Here is a 19,774-nt window from a genome sequence, read left to right as displayed (position 1 = left end):
TCAAGCAACTCTCTTTTCAGATAAATACCTTTTTTTCAACTTTTTATTTACAACCTACCTAATCATTTTTATCTGATATTGACGCGCTTTATTTTCTTTTTGTTATTTTTACAATATGAAATAATAGTAACTTACATTGTTCAATAAAGAACAACGAAGTTTACACCGCATAATTAAATAAATTAATCAGAAGAATGAACTACAAAACTATTATCGCCTTGCTTGTTACCCTTGCATTGTTTTCATGCAACAAAGAAACAACCACCCCGCACACTTTTACTTCTTCCTTATGGCAATATGACACAATAATTGACAGCTTGCTAACGCAAATGACACTGGAAGAAAAGGTAAATATGCTGCATGGTAAACACATGTTTGTATCAGCCGGAGTTGAACGTTTGGGTATTGCCGATATGCGTTATGCCGATGGACCTTTTGGCATTCGCGAAGAGTTGGAACCTAATGGCTGGTCACCCCTGGGATGGGAAAACGATAAAGCCACATTTTTCCCAACCGGCTCGGCTCTGGCAGCTACATGGAGTCCGGAACTGGCTTATGCCTACGGAACCGGAATGGCACGCGAGGCACGCCTGCGTGGTAAAGATGTAATTCTTGGTCCTGCAATAAATATACAACGTATTCCGACCGGCGGCCGCACCTACGAATACCTTAGCGAAGATCCGCACCTGAGCGCAAAGCTGGCCGTTGAGTACACCAAAGGTGTTCAGGATAACGGAGCTGCCGCCTGTTTAAAGCATTTTGCACTTAACAACCAGGAGAATAACAGGGGAACAGTAAACGTAATTGTTGGTGAACGAGCCATGCGCGAAATATACCTGCCACCATTTAAAGCAGCTGTGCAAGAGGCTGATGCTTTTTCGGTAATGTCGGCCTATAACAAAGTAAATGGTTGGTGGTGTGCCGAAAACGATAGGCTTTTAAATCAAATTCTGCGCAATGAATGGGGCTTTGGAGGTTTTGTGGTTTCCGACTGGAACGGAACACATTCTACCATTGCATCAGTAAAGCATGGCTTGAATGTAGAAATGCCCGACAGCAAATTTTTGGGTGCGGCTTTGCTCGATTCAGTAAAAGCCGGTGCTGTTTCCGAAGAAATAATTGATAAGCGCGTTCGCGAAATATTGCGTGTTCGTATGGCCATCAAGCCTATTCCTGCCGAAAAAGCCAACCAGGTAATAACCTCGCAAGCTGAAAGCCAGCAAATTGCTTATGATGTTGCTTCCAAATCAATTGTTCTGTTAAAAAACGAAGGCATCCTTCCGATTGATTTAAGCAACAAACCAACCATTGCCGTTATTGGCGAAAATGCTGTTCGCGAAATGGGAAACGGAGGCATTGGTGCCGGCGTAAAAACATTGTACGAAATTACCCCGCTTGAAGGCCTGAAAAATAGAATTGGCTCACGCGCACAAATTATATACGCGCAGGGCTATGTGCCGGTTGAGTTAGATTATGCCCGCATTTTTGGCAACAAACCACAAGAAGAAATTGACAGGGAGGAGAAAATTAAAGCCATTCAGAACAAAAAACTAAACAAAGAAGCCATTGACGTGGCAGCAAAAGCCGATTTGGTTCTTTTTATTGGGGGGAACAATCGGGCTGTAGAAACCGAAGCAAACGACCGTGAACATATTTTCCTACCATCAGGACAAGATGACCTGATTAAGCAGTTAAGCGTGGTTAATGAAAATATTATAACGGTTTTGGTAAGTGGTGCTCCCAACGACCTGAATGTGGTTCAACCCTTGTCAAAAGCACTTTTGCAATCGTGGTTTAACGGAACCGAAGGCGGCAATGCGCTGGCCGATATATTGCTTGGCAACATTTCGCCAAGTGGACGTTTACCCTTTACCTTACCTGTTAAGCTTGAAGATTCGCCTGCCTATGCCCTGGGCAACTACCCGCAGGGAGTTAAAAGCAGCGATATTTTTGTTGACCTGGTGGACAAAAAAGAAACGGAAACAACAGCAAATGCTGATGAAGCCGGAAATGATCCGAACACCGCCTACTACTCGGAAGAACTACTGGTAGGCTACCGTTGGTTCGATACTAAGAATAAACCGGTAATGTATGCATTTGGGCATGGATTAAGTTACACTTCCTTTGCTTATTCCGATTGTTTTACGACTAAAGAAAAATACGATAGCAACGAAAATATTGCCCTAAGTTTCAAGCTTAGCAATACCGGTTCAGTTGCTGCTGAAGAAGTTGTTCAGGTTTATGTTCACCGAATAAATCCGGAAAAAGAATGGCCTTTTAAAGAACTGAAAGCTTTTACACGGGTAGAACTTGATTCGGGCGAAAGTAAAACTGTCGATCTTCAGATTCCTGTTCAAAACTTAAGGTACTGGAACGAAGAAACGCGAAGCTGGGCCGACGATTTATGCGAAATAGAATTGCATATCGGAGCCTCATCAGCCGATATACGTTTAAAGCATAAAGTTTTACTTCAGTAATATTTCACCTGGATATTTTGATATTAAAAAAGGCTGTTTACTGGTGTAAACAGCCTTTTAACGAATCTAAAACTAATTCAAATAACTACTACTAATCAAAAACCTTATGTAAAAATGTTACGATATAAGGTACTGTCTCATCAAACCACGGGTGGCACAACCAAAAAGGATGTGGCGTGTGCCCGATGGTATGTACCTCGTTGTAAATTTCGAATTTATTTAATTCCGCCAGGTAAGATTCGCGCCCTGCATGAAAACGGGGCAGAGCACTATTAATAAATATAGTGGGAGGCGTATTTTTACCAACATAGCTTATTGGAGAAGCTTCAATCCATAGCCCGGGATTTTCTTTGTAGGTAGCGCCAAACCACCGGGCTCCGGCTGAAGGTTTTTCAGGATTTTCATCTTTCCCACTTTCATTCGGGTCAGTAAAATCAACCACACCATCAATATTGATTACCGCGTGTACTTTATCGTTGGCCTCTTGTTGCAGCGGGTGTGCTGCAAAATTTGTATTTCCGGCAGTTGTGCCCAGCAACGATGCCAAGGTTGCCCCGGCAGAGGTGCCAAGCGTGGCCACTTTTGCGGTATCCAGCCCAAACTCGCCGGCATTAAGCTTTAACCACTTGAGTGCCGTTTTTAAATCGACCACACCTGCGGGGTATAGCGCTTCAGGCGATAATCTGTATTCAACAGTTGCAGCAACAAAACCCGCTTCTGCAAGTTTCTGGGCCATTGGCACCAGGTGTGCTTTTGTTCCTGAAGCCCATCCGCCACCATGAATCAACAATACACCCGGCACAGGCTCCATTTTAGCCACTTTCGGGTAAAAGATATCCATATGTAAAGCACGTTTGCCCAACCAATAATAAACTACATTTCGTTTTTCCTGTATGGCAGGAATAGAAAACTCGTTGACTACCCTGGCATGGGGAAACTGCTTCTCAATTTTTCGAAAGGCACTTTCTACGTCAAAAGAAGTATCCTTCGGATAGTTGAAATCAGTTTGCTGAGCAAAGATTGCTAGCGGCAGAACCAACAATATGAATATTAAGAAGCGCATTTTATTGGATAAAAGCTGCCTGTTCAACCAATAAAGCTTTAAAATCATCCATTGAACTTACGCCCGATGCATCCTGCTCCCATGCTGCACCAAAGTAATAGCGCAACTCTTTGTTTTCTGGTTTCATTACCAGCACCTCGCTGTATGAATCGCTGGTGTGCTCAATCAACTGATCGGTTTTAACAAACACGCACATCCCCAACTTATCGTTTTGTAAGGTTTGTACACCAAAGCTTGCCAAACAGGTCCAGCCTTCTTTTATATCAGTAAACACCTTTACTTCAGTATTGTCGTGTTTTACAATGCCACTGGCCAAATTCGGCAAGGTCTCAGAAAGCGTGTGCGTGTATCGTGTCAGGTAACTTCCGGCCTCTATAGCAAGGGTAGATTGTAAAGTAGTTTTGGTATTGTTTATTTCCCAGCCATAGTAAGTAATGGCTACCTCCGATTTGGTTTCGTCGTTTTTTACTTTGGCAAACAAACTATCCGTTTTCTCCACACGAATGGCTTTTTCTCCATCCCAGAATGCTATAGATCCCATGCCTAATGACGATCCAACTTTTAATACATCAACACCCCAGTCGGCTACTTCATGATATGAATCGAAACCATCAAGCCCCACCGAATGCAATACAGTTGTATCGGTTTTCTTGCCAAAAATATCAATGGCATTACGCCAATCGAGATAAATACGGTAAGCTATTTTATCCGATTCCCAACCGGGTCCTTCAAACTGAATATCAAAAGAATGATCGGTATGTTTTTCGTCAACATTCAATTGGCTAACCGATTTAAAACTACCTCCCTGATATTCATATTGTTCGTTTCCATTATTTTTGGTTACCCACTTCCACTCGCCACCTTCTTTAAGGCCAATGTAGGCTTGTGTTTTCTTAACTTCCAGGGGAGCTGAAGCAATATTTTTTTCTTTTGATTTTGGATTGGTACAGGCCGTTACAATTACAACCAGTAATGTAATTATCAAGCTTAAGTTTTTCATCTTTTTGTTACTTATTTATTCAATTCAATTGCTGCAAGAATTACAGGTGCAACACCCTTTTGGTCGTTGTCTACTTTTTTCTCGGTAACGTAATAATCGTAATCGGCTTCGCGATATGGGTTCCCCCCCAGGCCACAAGCCCCACAGGTATTTTTTAAAACAACAAACCCCGCGTCATCTGTTTCAACCAGATTTTTGGTTAGTGAATCAAATGATTGATTAGCAATTTCGAGGTATTTTTCAGGTAGCCATTCATTTTTTGCTCCTTTCGCAAAGGCATAAATAATCATTGCCGAACCTGATGCTTCAAGGTAATTGCGGTCTTCACCCCCCCTGTCCATTACCTGGTACCAAAGTCCTGTTTCCGCATCCTGTACGGTCACAATTGCTTCACTCAACATATTCAAAATATCAATAATAGCCCCTCTGTCTTTATGATTAGCGGGTAAAAACTCCAGTACATCAACCAGGGCCATCATGTACCAGCCGGTTGCACGGCTCCAAAAGTGTTTCGATTGGCCCGTTTCAGGCACACACCAGCGTTGCTCGCGGCTTTCATCCCAGGCGTGGTATACCAGCCCCGTTGCTTCATCAAGTGTTTGTTTATACACTTCCTGCAACTGAAAAGTAACTTCGTCGAACCACTGTGGCTGATCAAACTCGAGTGCATAGCGTGTTAAAAACGGAGAAGCCATATACAAGCCATCCAACCACATTTGGTACGGGTATATTTTTTTATGCCAAAACCCTCCTGCATTGGTTCTTGGCTGCCCTTGCATTTGTTCTACCAGCGTTTCAATTCCGCGTTTGTACTTTTCGTCGCCAGTTGCTTTATATAGTGTAATCATGCTGTTTCCCGGACGCACCCGATCGATATTATAATCCGACATTTTATGCCCGTCAATTTCTCCATCAGCATGCAGAAAATAGTCGATATATGCTTTCAAATAAACGCCATATTTAGCGTCAATATCTTTTAACTGATATACCGCATCGCCTAAAAAAGCATAATCGTATTCGTACTTTGGTTTTTCGCGCTGGTAATAGATTAAACTATCCGCCTCGTTTAAAACCGATTCGGCAAATTTTACCGCCCAGCTCGGTTCTGGTTGTTCACTTTTGTTTTTTGATTGATTTGAGTTACACCCCATCAGGGCAACTACAAATAAGAGTAGAATTGTTGTTCTCATCGGTTAATTAAATTTGAATACAAAACTAATCTCCATCGTTATTCAATCGAGTTCTTTTTGTAACAGAATGCGGGATGATTTTCCCAACTATCTTTGTTGAAAGACCTAAAGACGAATTACAGAAGCTGTAAACTCATTCTTGCTATTCCTGAAAAATCGATTTTAAAAATTTTGTATTGCCACCATAGTTCCACACCACATCTGATGCCTTTGTTCGGGTAGCATCGCGCGAACGCTCAATTACCAGCCAACCCGAATAGCCCATTTCGTCAAGCGTTTCTTTTACTTTATGCATATCCAGACGGGTGTTGTTTTCCAACCAAACGCCATCGGTATCGGTACAATGAATCTGACAAATACGGTCTTTTCCCAGTAATTTCAGTTCCTGGTGCAAATCTCGTCCGGCTTCCAGCGGATTCTGAAAATTGTAATAGATTTTAATAGCCGGTGAACCTATTTCTTCCAACAAAGCAATTTCTCCGGCAGCATCCAGCGAGGTTTCAATACCGATTACCACTCCTGCAGCTTCGGCCTTTTTCCCAGCCATTTGCAAACGCTCCACAATGGCTTCACGGCGCTCGGGGTATTTGTTTAAATCGCCTTCAACACCCAATGGCAGAAAGGCCGTTTTTACACCAATCAGATTCATAGTATTTATGCAATCGTCTATTAAGCGCTCAAGTCCCTCGCGTTTATAAAATGGCTGCGCATAAAATCCCGACATGGCTACCGATGAGAATTCCAGCTTGTATTCTTTCAATTTATCCAGAAATATTTTGCGTTCAATGGGGTTCAGCATTTTATTGTCCCAGGTAGGACGGTTTCCCAAACCTCCCATATCCAGTTCAATTCCATCAGCACCTATTTGATAGGCACGTTCAAAAACCCCCAGTTTTTGGCGCTTTAAAATCATCCAGTCGCAAACGGCAATTTTATACTCGCCCGATTTTGCTTTTATTCCTACTTCCTTATTAAACACCTTTACCAAATCATCAAAACTTTTTAAGGCATTTCCGGGAAGATTTTCGCCTTTAGTTCCAAAGGATTTCAATTGTTCTTCACTTTCAATGGCAACAAATGATTCATCCAGCTTTCCTTTTTTATCGAATACCTTTGATGCATCCAACCCCAAATGTTTAGCCATAAAACGATACATGGCCGTTCGTTTTGATGGGCCATAATCATGCCCTTCATCGGCAAAATGTATGTTCTCAACAACTGCCCCATCGTAAAAATCGTAAATTCGTTTTAGGAATGGGAATTCAAGTTCCGGCACGTTGGCTGTCCAATCGCCACCATCGGAAATTACCAGTTGTGGTTTGGGGGCAAACAATCCTCCCAGTTCCACGTTGTTGGTGCCGCCTCCACAAAAATGAATGGGGTTGCCACTTTCGCAAGGGCAACCACCGTAATGAATGGCCGACATCATTACCGTTGGCACACTTACATCAATTCGGTCGTCAATAGCCGAGATTAAAATGGTATGACTTCCGCCACCCGAACCGCCGGTAATTCCCACACGGCTTTCATCGGCATAATCAAACGAAAGCAAATAATCGAGCAATCGGATGCTGTTTAAGGCCTGCATAGTATTGGCCATGCTTGTACGATGACTTTCCGTTCCAACCTGCAGTGCCGACTCGCCCCAACCAAATAAATCGTAGCTAACAGCAAGCGCTCCCATGCGGGCAAGCCCAGCACACCGGGTTTGAATTTGTTCGTGGTAACGCCCATTGTTAAAATGCCCATTGGGGCACAGAATTACAGGTATTTTCCCTTTAATTTTTGTGGGCCGATAAATGGAACCTGCCACATAAAATCCGGGCAATACCTCCAAACCAATATTCTGAACAGTATAACCATCCATTTTTCGAACATCGGTTAAAATCGGTTTTGTACCGGGCGATGCAGGGAGTGTTTTTAAACGAATGGCTTCTTTCACACAGGCTTTTAATTCGCTGCGACGTTTTTCCCATTCGGTTTTATTTGAATACTTTTCTGAAATGGACTCAAGTGTGGCTTTGGCATCTTCCACCGAACGTTGGTGATAGCGGTAGCCCTGAATCTTAAATTTATTGGGAGCACCATCGGGAATATGAATTAAATCGAAAGGTGCCAAAACATTTTTAAGAGTAACATTTACATCGGGACGAAATCGCCAGTTAGCATAATCCAATACCAATCCGTCGATTGGGTCGCCCGAAATCCGCAATTTAACATCGTACTGCTGCTCAATATCTTTCAACACATCAGATAAAGGGCGCTGGTAGTTATTATCAGCATTCTGGGCTATTGCCAGAACACTGATAAAACACAAACCAATTATGAATAAAAATCTTTTTACTTGCATATTTTAAAATTCAGGCCATTGTTCAAATTCAATTGGTGTTGTTTTTAATTTGGCAGGATCGATAACCAAGTGTTTAATGCGTTCTCTTCGCCAGGTGTAAACCACATGCACTAAACCATCCGACGATTGAATAACTGCCGGATATGAATACTGGCTGATTTCAGAATCTTCCAAGACAAGTGCTGCCTCCCAATTTTTACCGTCTTCCGAAACAGCAACATTTAGCGGTGTACGATGACCTTTACTTGCACCAATTGGTGTTTTTACATGATTATAAACCACCAGTTGTCTGCCGTCCTTTAGGGTAACTGCATCGGTGCCAGAGTTGTTGTTTGGCAAACCTGATGGTTGCGTTAATCCCCATGTTTTGCCATTATCATCCGACCAGGCGCTAACCAAAACACTGTTGCGGCTGCGGCATAAAATCTGTAAACGTCCGTCATTGTGTTTCAAAATACTTGGTTGAATTATCTGATGAACTTTCGGATTGTTTATCACCTCTGTTTTTTCCCAGGTCTTGCCAAAGTCTTTTGTGCTTTCGAAATAAACACGCCAGCCCGGGCCTCCTTCAACACTTGTGGGACATATCAATGTTCCATCATCCAGCAAAACAGGTTTGTTTTTTATGGGTCCTAAGAATCCCTCAGGCAAAGTTTCCGGTTCCGACCAGGTGTGGCCATTGTCTTTTGAGCGCATTAGCATTCCCCACCAGGTTGACGGGCTTGGGCCTACTTTGTAAAAAAGTAACAGTTCGCCATCTGGCACCTGAAACAAAACCGGGTTCCATGTTGGGTACCGTAAGGTGTCATTTTCAACACCGTTAACCACTTCTACCGATGGGGTCCATTTCCCATCTTTTAAATGGCTAACCCAAATGCCTACATCGGGGTGGCGCTCGTGTGTTCCTCCAAACCAGGCTGCCACCATCCCCTCGGGAGTTTCGGCAATGGTTGATGCATGACATGACGGATATGGCGCCTCTTCGTAAATGAATTCATCGGTAATAATTCCACTTTTGAAATCGTTTTTTTGACAACATTGGGTAAATAATATTGCGGTAAATACTAGTAGAATATAGGCTATTTTATTGTTCATATTTTGTTTACGTTCTTTATTTTGAAAAACTGATTTGGTCGATATTATTGCCGAGGTTACGGTAATTGATTTTTTCTTGTGGATTGGTACCGTTAAGGTATTCTTCCACATTGGTATAAATATCACCATCGCTATCCATGGCACCATCTGCCGGATTCTCAGGATCAAGCTTGTATTTACTTTCCCAGTCATCGGGCATACCGTCTCCATCACTATCAACAGCGACTTTTTCAGGATGGTATGTCAACTCCGGATACCCCCCAACTTCTGAAATGTCTTTAATTATACCTGTCTCCGTCATTGGCTTGCCACTAAAAACCATTTCAGTCACCCGTTTATCTACGGCATCGCGTTTGGGCAGGGTGGCACCTGCGTGCTTCAGTACCGATAGAAAAGCATCTTCGGCTGTTTCATGCGGTGATACAGGCCAGCCCTCGAATGGAGTATTTACGCGGGCAAGATGCTCAGGTCCGCGCATACCAGCCCAATTGTTGTTATTTAATTCTTTATTGCCGTCCATGATGTTGCCTGCCACGTACCATTTCCCGGGACGATTTTTTTCTTTTGGATACCAGTCACCCTCTGCCCAGGCACTGCCGGGTGAATACATGGATCGCTCTTCGATACGTGCAAAAACAGCACGCATATTGTCGTTGGTAGCCGGACCTGGCTTGTAATAATTATTAATGACGTTAATCATAGACGTTTCATCGCCGCCATCCATTGTACGGTGTCGCCAGTTATAAATTACATTGTTACGGAAATCAAAGGGTCCTGACATTCCAATGGATGGATTACGCGCCGTATTGCAGGCAAAAAGGTTGTGGTGGAAAGTCGATGGATTTCCTCCCCATGTACCTCCAAAGGCATGGCCGCGTGCATCGAGTGCTTCGCTGGAAATAGTCCATTGGATAGTAATATTTCTGGCCGGATCTTTTATTCTCTTGGTTCCGTCCAACGAAGGCCTCATTCGCCGGTAAAGTGAAATATTTTCGTCCATTCCCCAGCTTGTCGAACAATGATCAATGATGATATGATGATCGGGGCTACTACCTCCAATGTTGTCATCGCCTTGGCCGCCCTGAGGAATACCCCGGCGTACACGAATATGCCGCATAACAACATTGTGCGTATTGATATTGATTGTTCCCATAATGCATACTCCATCACCCGGTGCCGATTGGCCCGCAATAGTAATGTAGGGATGACTGATATTGATATCGTCATTTATTTTGATGTTTCCTGCTACACGAAATACCACAATTCGTGGTCCTTCGGCTTCAAGGGCCGCACGAAGACTACCTTCGCCGCTATCGTTTAAATTAGAAACAGCGAACACTTTTCCTCCGCGCCCACCTTGAGTAAACATACCTCCACCCCATGCACCCGGGAATGCAGGAATAACACCCTCCGGCAATCTAGGCGGATGTGGGGGAATTTGCCCCCGCTCAGGTTGTTTGGATGAAACCGATTCATCCTGTGCATTAACAACCAAGCTTGAGCATAGTGCAACAAGGATAAAAACACGTGTAAAAATTCGATGGATAATTGCCATATTCAGCACAGTTTTGTTGTTATAATTTTGGGATAATAGTCAAGCTTAAACTTGAACCATAATCCATTTTCTTAATAAGTATATAAGTTGTTTTATTAGTTTTTATCAGTTTTGCCGGGAGCATTCTTGCTTGCCGTTAACTCACAAACAATCTTCTCCAATTTCTCAGAATTCCCAACAACTTTTCCATCAACCAAAATGGTAAGGCCTTTACCCAATTGGTATTTGTCTCCGTTTTTGTCCCAGACAATCGATACCATTTTTCCATGGTACTTTACTTTATCCAAACAAAACCAGTCCCATTTATCTTCAGGAATCAGTGGATTTACTTCCAGTTTATTATCGCCACGAGGACGCAAACCACATAATCCGGTAATAATTAAATCGTTAAAAGTTGAATGATTGTAGTAACGGCTACGTTCCTGGTCGCCTTTAAGCCAGTAACCGGTAACTTCATCCTGGTACTCGCCAATGTATGGGCGTCCGCGATGGTACTGCGATTCCACATACAATTCCAAATGTTTGAAATAGATGGAATCGTTCATTAAATCCTGATTGTAGTTGTTTAAAAGATTGGCCAAACCAACCAAGGTTTGCGAAGTAGCAAAGGGCCAGATTGCACCATCCCACTCGCATTTGCAGCATCCATGCGTGCGAAATTCGGGGTGTCGGCGTTCGGCAGTGGTCATTCCGTAAGGGCAAAGAAAACCTTCTTCATCGGTAATTTGTTCCCAAGCCACAGTTTGCTCATTTCCGGGAATATTAAAATACCACGGGATATAGCCAATGGCTTCCCTTACTCCGGCGTAATCCTGCGTTTTTTCACGAATGGTTTCGTAAAAATTCATCTCGGGATTCCAGAGCTTTGTCTGAATTAAGTTTTTCAAAGTATCGGCTTTTGCAAGGTAAAGTTGCTGAAGTGCAGTGTCGCCTTGCAATTCAGCCATTTTTGCAATGGCAACTGCATTGGCCTGCATGTAGCTGTTAATGGTTGGGCGGGCATTTTTCACACGTCGGCCACCACTAATCTGTTCCTCCATTCCGTCTTTTACATCCTCCTGCCAGAAAAGTCCATTGGGTAATCTACGTTCCTGTTCCCAGCGTTTATAATTTGCTTCCATGTCTGGTAACAAATCGAGCAAATAGTTATGGTTTCCATCAACATTGTACTTTTCGAGCAGAGCTGCTGGTGTCCAACTGCTAAATTTGCGTAACCTTTCCATTGGTTTTCCCTCGTTGCCACGGTACCAAACATGCAAGTATTCGTCTAAATATTTTGAATTGTGCAACCAGCGCGATTCCATGGTATGATGCCCAATGGCACAGGCAATTAGGTTGTATTTATCGGAATAACTTCTTTCCACAAGGAACTCGGTCATGGCATATCCAACCGGCGTTTCTTTAATATGTTTGCGTAAGGTCCACCAGCGATAGTAAAACATTTGCTCGAAGTTATGCTGCGGACATTCAAACAAGGGAACATTGGCTTTCATCCAGTCCCACGATTCGGCATTTGGAATGGCCTGAACGATGTTTTCATCCTCCATGCCATTAAAATAATCCACATAGTGTTTAAAATCGTCAGCTTTTAAAACTGCTGCTTCCCCATTAGCCTTTTCTGTTTTCAGGCTTTTAATAAAAAACGCTGCTTCTTGTACCGGTTTCCCACTTTGTTTTACGTCGAAATCCTGGTCGGTTGGCGTATCGGCATTGGGAAAACGACGTATTTCTCCCGTACGAAAAACAATCTTATCCAGTTGTTTCACCGGAGCAAACATCAAACGTCGAAGCACCTGCTCCCCATTTAAGAAAACCTTGTAAAAACGGTCGGTGGCCGTAGCTTCAATTCTGATTGTATATTCTTTTCCGGCTTCGTATTCGTGCATTCGGTTTACGCGGTAGCCCGATTTGTATTTTATTACGCCATCCTTATCAAAAATTAAACGGATTGCCGGGGTATTTTTTTCATCCTGAAGTTCAACATGTAAAAGACCAGTGTTGTTCTGCCCTGTTTTTATGGTAAACTCCACATTGGGTTTATCTGTTGATGGAAATAAACGTGTTGCTTTAGCATAATCAAACTCATCTTTATCACGAAGAGCCAACCAACGCTGTCCCCCCTGTTCTTCAATTTTTACAGGTGCCCAAACCGGACTAAAGATATTCCAGCGGTCGAGTTCTTTTCCTTTTTCCATTTCAGAGAAGACCTCGTCAACCTGCTCCGTTTCTTTATCCAAAACAGGAACTTTTACACGCGAAATCCACATGTCTTCCTTGTTCATGCTGTAGGCTACCCAAAGGTTTTTGTCTGCAGGAACACCGTTTCCTTCAACGATACCGCGAACGTATTGCGGCCCGTACGATTTATAGTTGCCCCCGTAACGCATTGTAGTAATTTCGCCGTTCACCAGCAAAAGTTTATCGTATTCCACACCATCGTTACTGATTGATAGTGCCAGTGGCCAGCGAAATTCCGATGGATTATAAACCGTAACGTATTTGCCGTCATTGGTACGCTGTCCCCAAATTTTTGCATTGGCATTTACAAAACCAGGTGCGCGCAATGGTACTGTCCAGGTTTTTCCTTCATCGGTGCTGCAGGCGGTTAAAGCATGTTTCCACAAACCCATTACATTTCCATTGGGTAAATGGTAGTAGCTAAATGCTTTGTATTGTTTTTTTATGGGAATAAGCGGGTCGTCGCGGTCGGCTTCTTCTACCCATTGCTGCATTTGTAAGGCGTTGGCCATCAACTCATCGCAGGCGGCCACAAAGCCTTTGTCTTTACTTGATTTGTAGAATGGAAAATCGGTATTCTCCTCGTTCCAACCGTGGTTGTAGCGAATAAAATAAATGGGACCAAAAGTTCCGTCTTTGTATATCTCCCGCACGGCACGACCAATTCCTTTCCCGTCGTTAGGGCTATCTTTTTTATTCAGACAAATGGCATAATAAGCCAAAGTCAACAAACGACCATCTTTTGCCACATAAAATCCCATTCGTTGGTGCATAACCGCATCAAGCTTTTTGGCAACTCCATCAACACCCTCTTTTGTTGTTCCGTTCGGAATGCGGTATTCCGGGAATAGCGTTATCGGCTTTGTCCAGTTGTAACCGTCTTCTGAGGTAAGTAACATGGTTCTTCCCGGAGGAATGTGTTCGCCCACCGGGTCGTTCAGGTAATGGTAATAAAATTTGTTATTCCAGTAAGCCAGGTTGGCTGCATGGTTGTAGGTCCAACCCAAACCATCAGCCGTTTCGGGCAGCTCCCGGTTGGCGCGCATTACCTGTATGTTATGCACTCCCAGTACCGGACTTAATTGTCCGTGGTGATAATCGATGTTGACCTTTTCAGCCCCTACAAAATGTACGGTATCCTGGGCCATCGCCACAAACAGGCTTATAAAAAATAATATCACACTCAACTTCACTTGCTTCATCCTCTATTGCTTTTTCTGTTTTGCCAATTCAATCAAATTATTCAAAATACTTTCAGACGCCGTAAAAACGGTTCCGTGCTTGTGTCCATCAGGAAAAGTAACTTCTGATGAAATATTTGAAAATGTTTTAAAATCTTTTGTTTTTTGGGTAGAATAAATTTTTTCACGGTACGAATCGTAATAGATTAACCAATCTTCTCCCAAATTAAGTACTGTTGGTCCCTCGGTAAATTGAGCCGTAAACGGTTCCGAATAATTCTCCCATGGCCCCAGTGGCGATTTCCCAAAAGCCACACTAATATTTCGTTCCGGACGGGTATTGTCTTTTAATACCAACACATAATCTCCTTTTCCACGTTTTACAATTACACAATCGATTACGCTAAACCCGGGGTCGAGAAACAGTTTGGTTTCAGAAAAAGTTTTAAAATCTTTTGTGATGGTGCAATACATGCGGTGATTGTTACGCTCCTCCTCTATCCCCTTTTCGAATTTATATGGGATTGTTGAGGCCCAAATAATGATGTATTCCTCTTTTTCATCGTCGTAAAACAACTCGGGGGCCCAGACATTTACAGTTGATGTATCAAAAGCCATTGTTTCGATAAACTCTTGTTCCGACCAGTTTACAAGGTCTTTTGAGTTGGCATAACCAAAACCTAAGTCGCCGCGCCACGATGATGTCCAAACCATGTGGAAAGTACCGTCGGGGCCTTTAACCACCGAAGGGTCGCGCATTACCTTTTGATTACCTACCTTGGGTGCCAGCCAGGGACCGCCAAGGTCGTTCCAGGTATAACCGTCATAACTATAGGCCAGAAAAAGCCCTTTGTCGGCCGGTTCGCGGAATGTGCTGAATATATAAACCTCTTTCTCCTTTTGGCAAGAAAAGAAAATCAATGTTGTTAATAGTATCAGAATGTATTTCGTCATTTCTTTAATTTCATTAGTCATTTTTAATGTCATTTCGGCGAAGAATAAGTAGAAATCTGTTCCAATATGAAAGATTTCTCAGTCGTCCCTCCTTCGAAAAGACAGTATTGTTGAAAGGCTATTCCACTGAATCCAAAATCAAAACCCAATCATTCCCTTCTTCTACTTCTCCAGGAGGGTCGAACGATTGCGTTCCATTGTTTTCAAACTCACCAATTGCGGTTTGTTCACCGTTACGTGGATTAAACCACGAAGCAGTAACCCTATCGCCGGCAATTTTCCCCATAGCAATCTGCATTTCACGTCCGTTGTAGGTATAAACCATGGCATAATTATTTCCGCGCGTTGCCACCTGATAGTCGTATTTTTCGCCTTGTCCGGCAGCAATAAGCGATTGGTCGGGTAAACGTTCAAAAAAAGGTTTTGTAAGCATCAGGTTTTTAAGGTGAATCATTTGTCCGGCTCCCGGCATATCAATTGCTTCAGTCCAGTATTCGCGTGCTCCGTAGGCAGGCGTTTCATCAATGGGGCGGTGCATTTGCATTACTGCACTGTTTCCGTAAGTAAAACCAAAACCACCGGCAAAAACCGACCAGTAAGCGTAACGGCGCAAATCGGCATCGTTCCAGAATGGCTCAGCCGGGTCGTGCAAACCTTGCGGAATTCCCTCGTAAGATGGTTCGCCATCAATCGTCGGACGAAGTGGTGTCATGGCTAAATCATCGCGTACATATTTGTAGTTATCCTGTCCGTAAGCTTTTTCGGTGTCGTCCTGGTCGTAACGTCGGTGCCCCGATTGAAACATATTAAAATCCAGCCATTCGGCATCGTGAAACCAAAGCGATGATTGCATGCGACCAAAAGGATGAAAAGTACACAAATGGTCGGGAGCCAGTTCATGATAATTTTGCCCCATAATATTCCAGGTAGCAGTAGAATCGGAACCTTTGGTATCTCCACCATTGAGCCAGATGATATTTGATTTCTGTCCATAACGTTCAGCCAACCACTTTGAATAAACATCAGCTTGTTGGCGACTAACACCTCCGGCTTTTACATTTGTTCCCCAAACCGGAACAAGTGCCATATACAGGCCTTTTTTTTCTGCCATGTCAATAACATAATCTACGTGGTCCCAGAAATCATAAGCGGCTGAGTCTTCAAAAGTACTTCCTTCGGTAACTGCGGGTTTTGAAACATCGCCCATCACCAGAGCCGAATCGCCATAAACATTACTCACCTGTAAATGATGTACCACCATTACCTGAATGACGTTAAAACCTTTATCCACGCGGTTATCCAGGTACTGTTCCGCTTCGTCACGGTTTAATTTTGAGAACAACAACCATCCGGTATCTCCCAACCAAAAAAATGGATTTCCATCTTCATCCATCAGGTATCGTTGGTTTTCCGAAACTTTTAATTGAGGTAATCCGGTCTCTTCTTTCACCTCCTTTTTTTGAGATTGCGTACATCCAAAAAGTAATACTATTGCTAAAAATAAGACTCCAATTCTCATGATTCTATTTCTTTTTAATCCAGGTTATAATATCTCCTTGTGCAGGTAGACTAATTGTATTTATTTGATTTCCCAAAATATTCTGCCCCTTCTCAATCAGTTTTCCGTTTGACGGATTGATAAAAAGCACTTCGTATTTTCCTTGCAGACCACTCAAATCTGCTGATATCGATTTTTTGTTCTTGCTGAAAATTATGATTCCGTTTTGGTCATCTTTAAGACCAAAAGTTTGTTCTTCATCGGTTTTAAATGGTAACATGGTTGAAGCAGCCTGCAATAACCCTTCGTGCACCAATGAACTTAACACGGGTAAGGAACCTCCGCCCATAAAAACGGCCCAACCATAGCCCGTGTAATGCCCTTCGGAATAAATAACTGCTTTTTCTGGGAATTTGGTACGATACTCAGCAACGGCACGATAAACACTTTCAAACGAGCGCTTTCCTGTTTTTACTTTACGGGCATGTTGCCGTGGTGCCAGGTTAGCCCCTCCGGGCGGTGCGTACGCCGAGCCATCGGGACGGTATGCCCAATATCGGATATCGATGATATCAACAATTTTTGAGCGCTTTTTATCGGCCAAAATCGCATCCTGAACATCTTTTGTAGTGCTTAAAGCCACCAGCGCATTTTCGCCTGTTTCATTTTCCCATTCAGCAATTACATCCAACCAAAACTCAACAAAATGCAGCGGTCCCGTGTATTCTGCACTTATGCACTGAATTACGTTTGATTGTCCTTTAAAATTTTCAAGGCACTGGCGAATATAATTTCTGTGTAGTTCTTTTCTAATGGGATGGGTTATATCGTAAAACTGTTCAGTTAAGTAAATACGTTTATCGCCGGCATAAGGCGCAGGTTCAGGAAAACCTGTGTTGTTAATGTTATTTGCAGGTCGCCAGGGCGAATCAGCCCAATGCGCCCCAGCCTCTAAAATATTGTGCTGAAAATAGTTTTGATGAATGAGCATTTTTCCCTTCTCTTCTGCCAATTCAGAAAACTTACGTAAACGGTTCCAATACCATGGATTTGGTTTTGTGAGGTCGTATTTACTCAAACGGTCCCAGGCTTCTCCCACTCCGCTTCGCGAGAAGGGTTGTTCGTAAAATGGTGCCCAAACCTCGGCATTAAACCGTCGCACTCGTTCATGGTCATCTCTGCGTCGGTCGTACCAAAGGCCGTAATTATGGTCGATGGCAATAGTTCCTGTCTGTTCCATCGCTTCAACGACCTCCTGCAGGTTGTCGGTGTAACCTAAACCTATTCTTCCGGGAACATAACGAGTTATTGCCGGACTAGCCTTTAAAGCAGCATAAGGTCGTGCATCGCCCCGCCACCAGGGCACCGAAAAGCGGCTTCCTACAATGTGTTCACCATTAAATATCAGGTTACCGTTAACCAGTTCTATCGATTTATTCTCCCGAACTTCTTCTCCTTTTTCGGATTGAATTTCTGCTACCAAAAGTGAATTTTCAGCTTTCGTTGAAATAGGATTTCTTTCCGCGGCCTGTTCAATATAATCTTTTAGTTGGATGGGTGAGTTAACTGCGTTTTTTGTAAATGCTTCTGCCTGTTCAATGGTTGGACTTGAGGTAGACTCGCCTTCGAAAGGGATTATTTCGTTTTGAAAATCTTTTAAATCTTTGTTTAAACGTTTGGCCAGTTGTGCAAAAAACAAACTACGTGGTCTGATGTGGCTGTTGGCTTCGTACCACAATCCGTTTCCAGCAAATTGCGCCCAGGCGCCGTAGGCCCAGTTTTGAGCAGTTGGTGGAGCAAAACATTCAATTTTTGATGCAGAACATTGCCACATCATTGAGCTAGCTGCTGTCCATCCAGCTCCCTGCCCGTCCTGGCCGCGGTTTTTAAAACTCAGGGCATGACCATCCACTTTAACAATATCGAATAAAACTCCCGATGCCCAACTGTCGATTGCTCCGCTAAAGCTGTTGGGTAAAACTGATTTACATTGAACAAAAGCATTTGGTCCGGCTGCGGCAAATCCTGTGGCAAAATCGTGCATCCCGTTTTCGGCATAACACCGTAAAAAAAGTGTTTGCTGCCCCATGGTAAAAAAGGTATTCCGCCTTTGCCCGGCAACTTCTGAAACCGGATGTGTGGAAATACAGTCTTCAACAGTTATTTTGCTTGCCGTTTCGTATAAAGCCACTGCCGAACCTGCAAAATAACGGAAGTTTACCTGCCTTACCCAGGCGTTTTTAGCGCTTTCAATGGTGATGGCAAACCAGCAATGGTTTTCATCTTTTAGATTGTTTTTATCGAATTCAGACTCCAGGGTTAAATTTTCAATTCCAATATTTTCAATTCTACCCGGCCATTGCATGGTACTAACAGTTGCACCTCCATATTTTTTATCCAGTGCCGTTGTTATGGGCGCATTTAAAACTAAAGTATTGCCGTCAATTTTTTCGATGGTTCGCTCCCAGGTTAAATCCCTTCTGCCGGGTTTCCAGCCCAACCACGAGGTTTCGCCACCAAATTCATTCATTTTCAATTTATCAATCCATTCCTGGGTGGATGGACGATGGACAACAACCTGCATTCCTGTCTTAAAATTAGCCACATCGTCAACCTGAATTGTTTTTGAACCAACAGGCACATATTCAGAAGTAATAAGCCTTGAATTGCTTACCTGTAAATCATTTGAGCCCGCAACACGGATAAGAGTTTCGCGGTCGACTCCGGTTGCCCTGAGAATAGTGTTTTTGCCACTTCCGCGCAACACAATGCCCGAAGCTTCCACTAAAAAACGACCGGAAACATTGTACTCTCCCTCCTGCAATAGAATGGTGCCGCGAAAACCGTTTTCAAGAACTGGTAAACTGGCCATATAATCGATTGCCTTTTGAATGGCTTCTGTTGCATCGGCTTTTTGTGCGGGAACCACCACTTTTACCGGAACTTGTGGAATTTTTTCGTTTGAGGCTTTGTAGCCGCAAAACGAATAATCGGGAATGATATTCCCAAGACTGTCGGCAGTGGATACCAGTTGTCGGTTTTCCCAACGAATAGCCGGAAGCTCGTAATTTTGGGCTACTGTAAAAAAAGTAAAAAAACATAAAAAAGCAAGCAACATAAACCTGTTATGTTGCCCCAATTTTTTCTTACTATCAGCTCTGTTTTGCATTAAT

The 19,774-nt window shown here is 43.2% G+C and carries 11 protein-coding genes; 1 reads left to right on the top strand and 10 read right to left on the bottom strand.

Translation table 11 applies throughout. The features are described 5' to 3' along the window. Window positions 1–194: 194 nt before the first annotated feature. A complete protein-coding gene (locus QZ574_RS06975; RefSeq protein WP_297088206.1) occupies window positions 195–2,477 on the top strand; it encodes a glycoside hydrolase family 3 C-terminal domain-containing protein in 2,283 nt (760 codons plus the stop codon). A gap of 91 nt (window positions 2,478–2,568) precedes the next feature. Here the strand turns inward: QZ574_RS06975 and QZ574_RS06970 are convergent, their stop codons facing one another. The 10 genes from QZ574_RS06970 to QZ574_RS06925 form a co-directional block, all read right to left on the bottom strand. After that, on the bottom strand, window positions 2,569–3,540 hold the full coding sequence (locus tag QZ574_RS06970; protein ID WP_297088204.1) for an alpha/beta hydrolase: 972 nt from the start codon (window positions 3,538–3,540) through the stop codon (window positions 2,569–2,571). Window position 3,541: 1 nt separating this feature from the next. Further along, a complete protein-coding gene (locus QZ574_RS06965; RefSeq protein WP_297088202.1) occupies window positions 3,542–4,540 on the bottom strand; it encodes a DUF4861 family protein in 999 nt (332 codons plus the stop codon). A gap of 11 nt (window positions 4,541–4,551) precedes the next feature. Beyond that, on the bottom strand, window positions 4,552–5,730 hold the full coding sequence (locus tag QZ574_RS06960) for a glycoside hydrolase family 88 protein (protein ID WP_297088200.1): 1,179 nt from the start codon (window positions 5,728–5,730) through the stop codon (window positions 4,552–4,554). Between the two features lie 142 nt (window positions 5,731–5,872). Beyond that, window positions 5,873–8,080 (bottom strand): sugar phosphate isomerase/epimerase family protein, encoded by a 2,208-nt coding sequence (locus QZ574_RS06955; RefSeq protein WP_297088198.1) that lies wholly within the window; start codon window positions 8,078–8,080, stop codon window positions 5,873–5,875. A gap of 3 nt (window positions 8,081–8,083) precedes the next feature. After that, window positions 8,084–9,175 (bottom strand): sialidase family protein, encoded by a 1,092-nt coding sequence (locus QZ574_RS06950; protein ID WP_297088197.1) that lies wholly within the window; start codon window positions 9,173–9,175, stop codon window positions 8,084–8,086. A gap of 16 nt (window positions 9,176–9,191) precedes the next feature. Further along, window positions 9,192–10,730 carry a pectate lyase gene (locus QZ574_RS06945; RefSeq protein WP_297088195.1) on the bottom strand — a complete coding sequence of 513 codons (1,539 nt, stop codon included), beginning with the start codon at window positions 10,728–10,730 and terminating at the stop codon, window positions 9,192–9,194. Between the two features lie 95 nt (window positions 10,731–10,825). Further along, window positions 10,826–14,170 carry a glycosyl hydrolase family 65 protein gene (locus QZ574_RS06940; RefSeq protein ID WP_297088193.1) on the bottom strand — a complete coding sequence of 1,115 codons (3,345 nt, stop codon included), beginning with the start codon at window positions 14,168–14,170 and terminating at the stop codon, window positions 10,826–10,828. A gap of 3 nt (window positions 14,171–14,173) precedes the next feature. Continuing rightward, complete coding sequence (locus tag QZ574_RS06935) at window positions 14,174–15,124, bottom strand: glycoside hydrolase family 43 protein (protein WP_297088191.1); 951 nt, start codon at window positions 15,122–15,124, stop codon at window positions 14,174–14,176. A 97-nt stretch (window positions 15,125–15,221) separates the two neighbouring features. Continuing rightward, window positions 15,222–16,622, bottom strand: coding sequence for a glycoside hydrolase family 140 protein (locus QZ574_RS06930; protein ID WP_297088189.1), 1,401 nt, complete (start codon window positions 16,620–16,622; stop codon window positions 15,222–15,224). Between the two features lie 4 nt (window positions 16,623–16,626). Next, window positions 16,627–19,770 (bottom strand): DUF6298 domain-containing protein, encoded by a 3,144-nt coding sequence (locus tag QZ574_RS06925; protein WP_297088188.1) that lies wholly within the window; start codon window positions 19,768–19,770, stop codon window positions 16,627–16,629. Between the last annotated feature and the right edge of the window lie 4 nt (window positions 19,771–19,774).

The organism is uncultured Draconibacterium sp. (genome assembly GCF_913063105.1).
Classification (GTDB): Bacteria; Bacteroidota; Bacteroidia; order Bacteroidales; family Prolixibacteraceae; genus Draconibacterium.
This window is presented reverse-complemented; position numbering and strand designations above follow the sequence as displayed.

Coding starts and splice junctions, on each gene's coding strand:
- QZ574_RS06945 (WP_297088195.1), bottom strand. CDS start 10,730: ATGGCAATTATCCATCGAATTTTTACACGTGTTTTTATCCTTGTTGCA.
- QZ574_RS06940 (WP_297088193.1), bottom strand. CDS start 14,170: ATGAAGCAAGTGAAGTTGAGTGTGATATTATTTTTTATAAGCCTGTTT.
- QZ574_RS06965 (WP_297088202.1), bottom strand. CDS start 4,540: ATGAAAAACTTAAGCTTGATAATTACATTACTGGTTGTAATTGTAACG.
- QZ574_RS06930 (WP_297088189.1), bottom strand. CDS start 16,622: ATGAGAATTGGAGTCTTATTTTTAGCAATAGTATTACTTTTTGGATGT.
- QZ574_RS06935 (WP_297088191.1), bottom strand. CDS start 15,124: ATGACTAATGAAATTAAAGAAATGACGAAATACATTCTGATACTATTA.
- QZ574_RS06955 (WP_297088198.1), bottom strand. CDS start 8,080: ATGCAAGTAAAAAGATTTTTATTCATAATTGGTTTGTGTTTTATCAGT.
- QZ574_RS06925 (WP_297088188.1), bottom strand. CDS start 19,770: ATGCAAAACAGAGCTGATAGTAAGAAAAAATTGGGGCAACATAACAGG.
- QZ574_RS06960 (WP_297088200.1), bottom strand. CDS start 5,730: ATGAGAACAACAATTCTACTCTTATTTGTAGTTGCCCTGATGGGGTGT.
- QZ574_RS06950 (WP_297088197.1), bottom strand. CDS start 9,175: ATGAACAATAAAATAGCCTATATTCTACTAGTATTTACCGCAATATTA.
- QZ574_RS06970 (WP_297088204.1), bottom strand. CDS start 3,540: ATGCGCTTCTTAATATTCATATTGTTGGTTCTGCCGCTAGCAATCTTT.
- QZ574_RS06975 (WP_297088206.1), top strand. CDS start 195: ATGAACTACAAAACTATTATCGCCTTGCTTGTTACCCTTGCATTGTTT.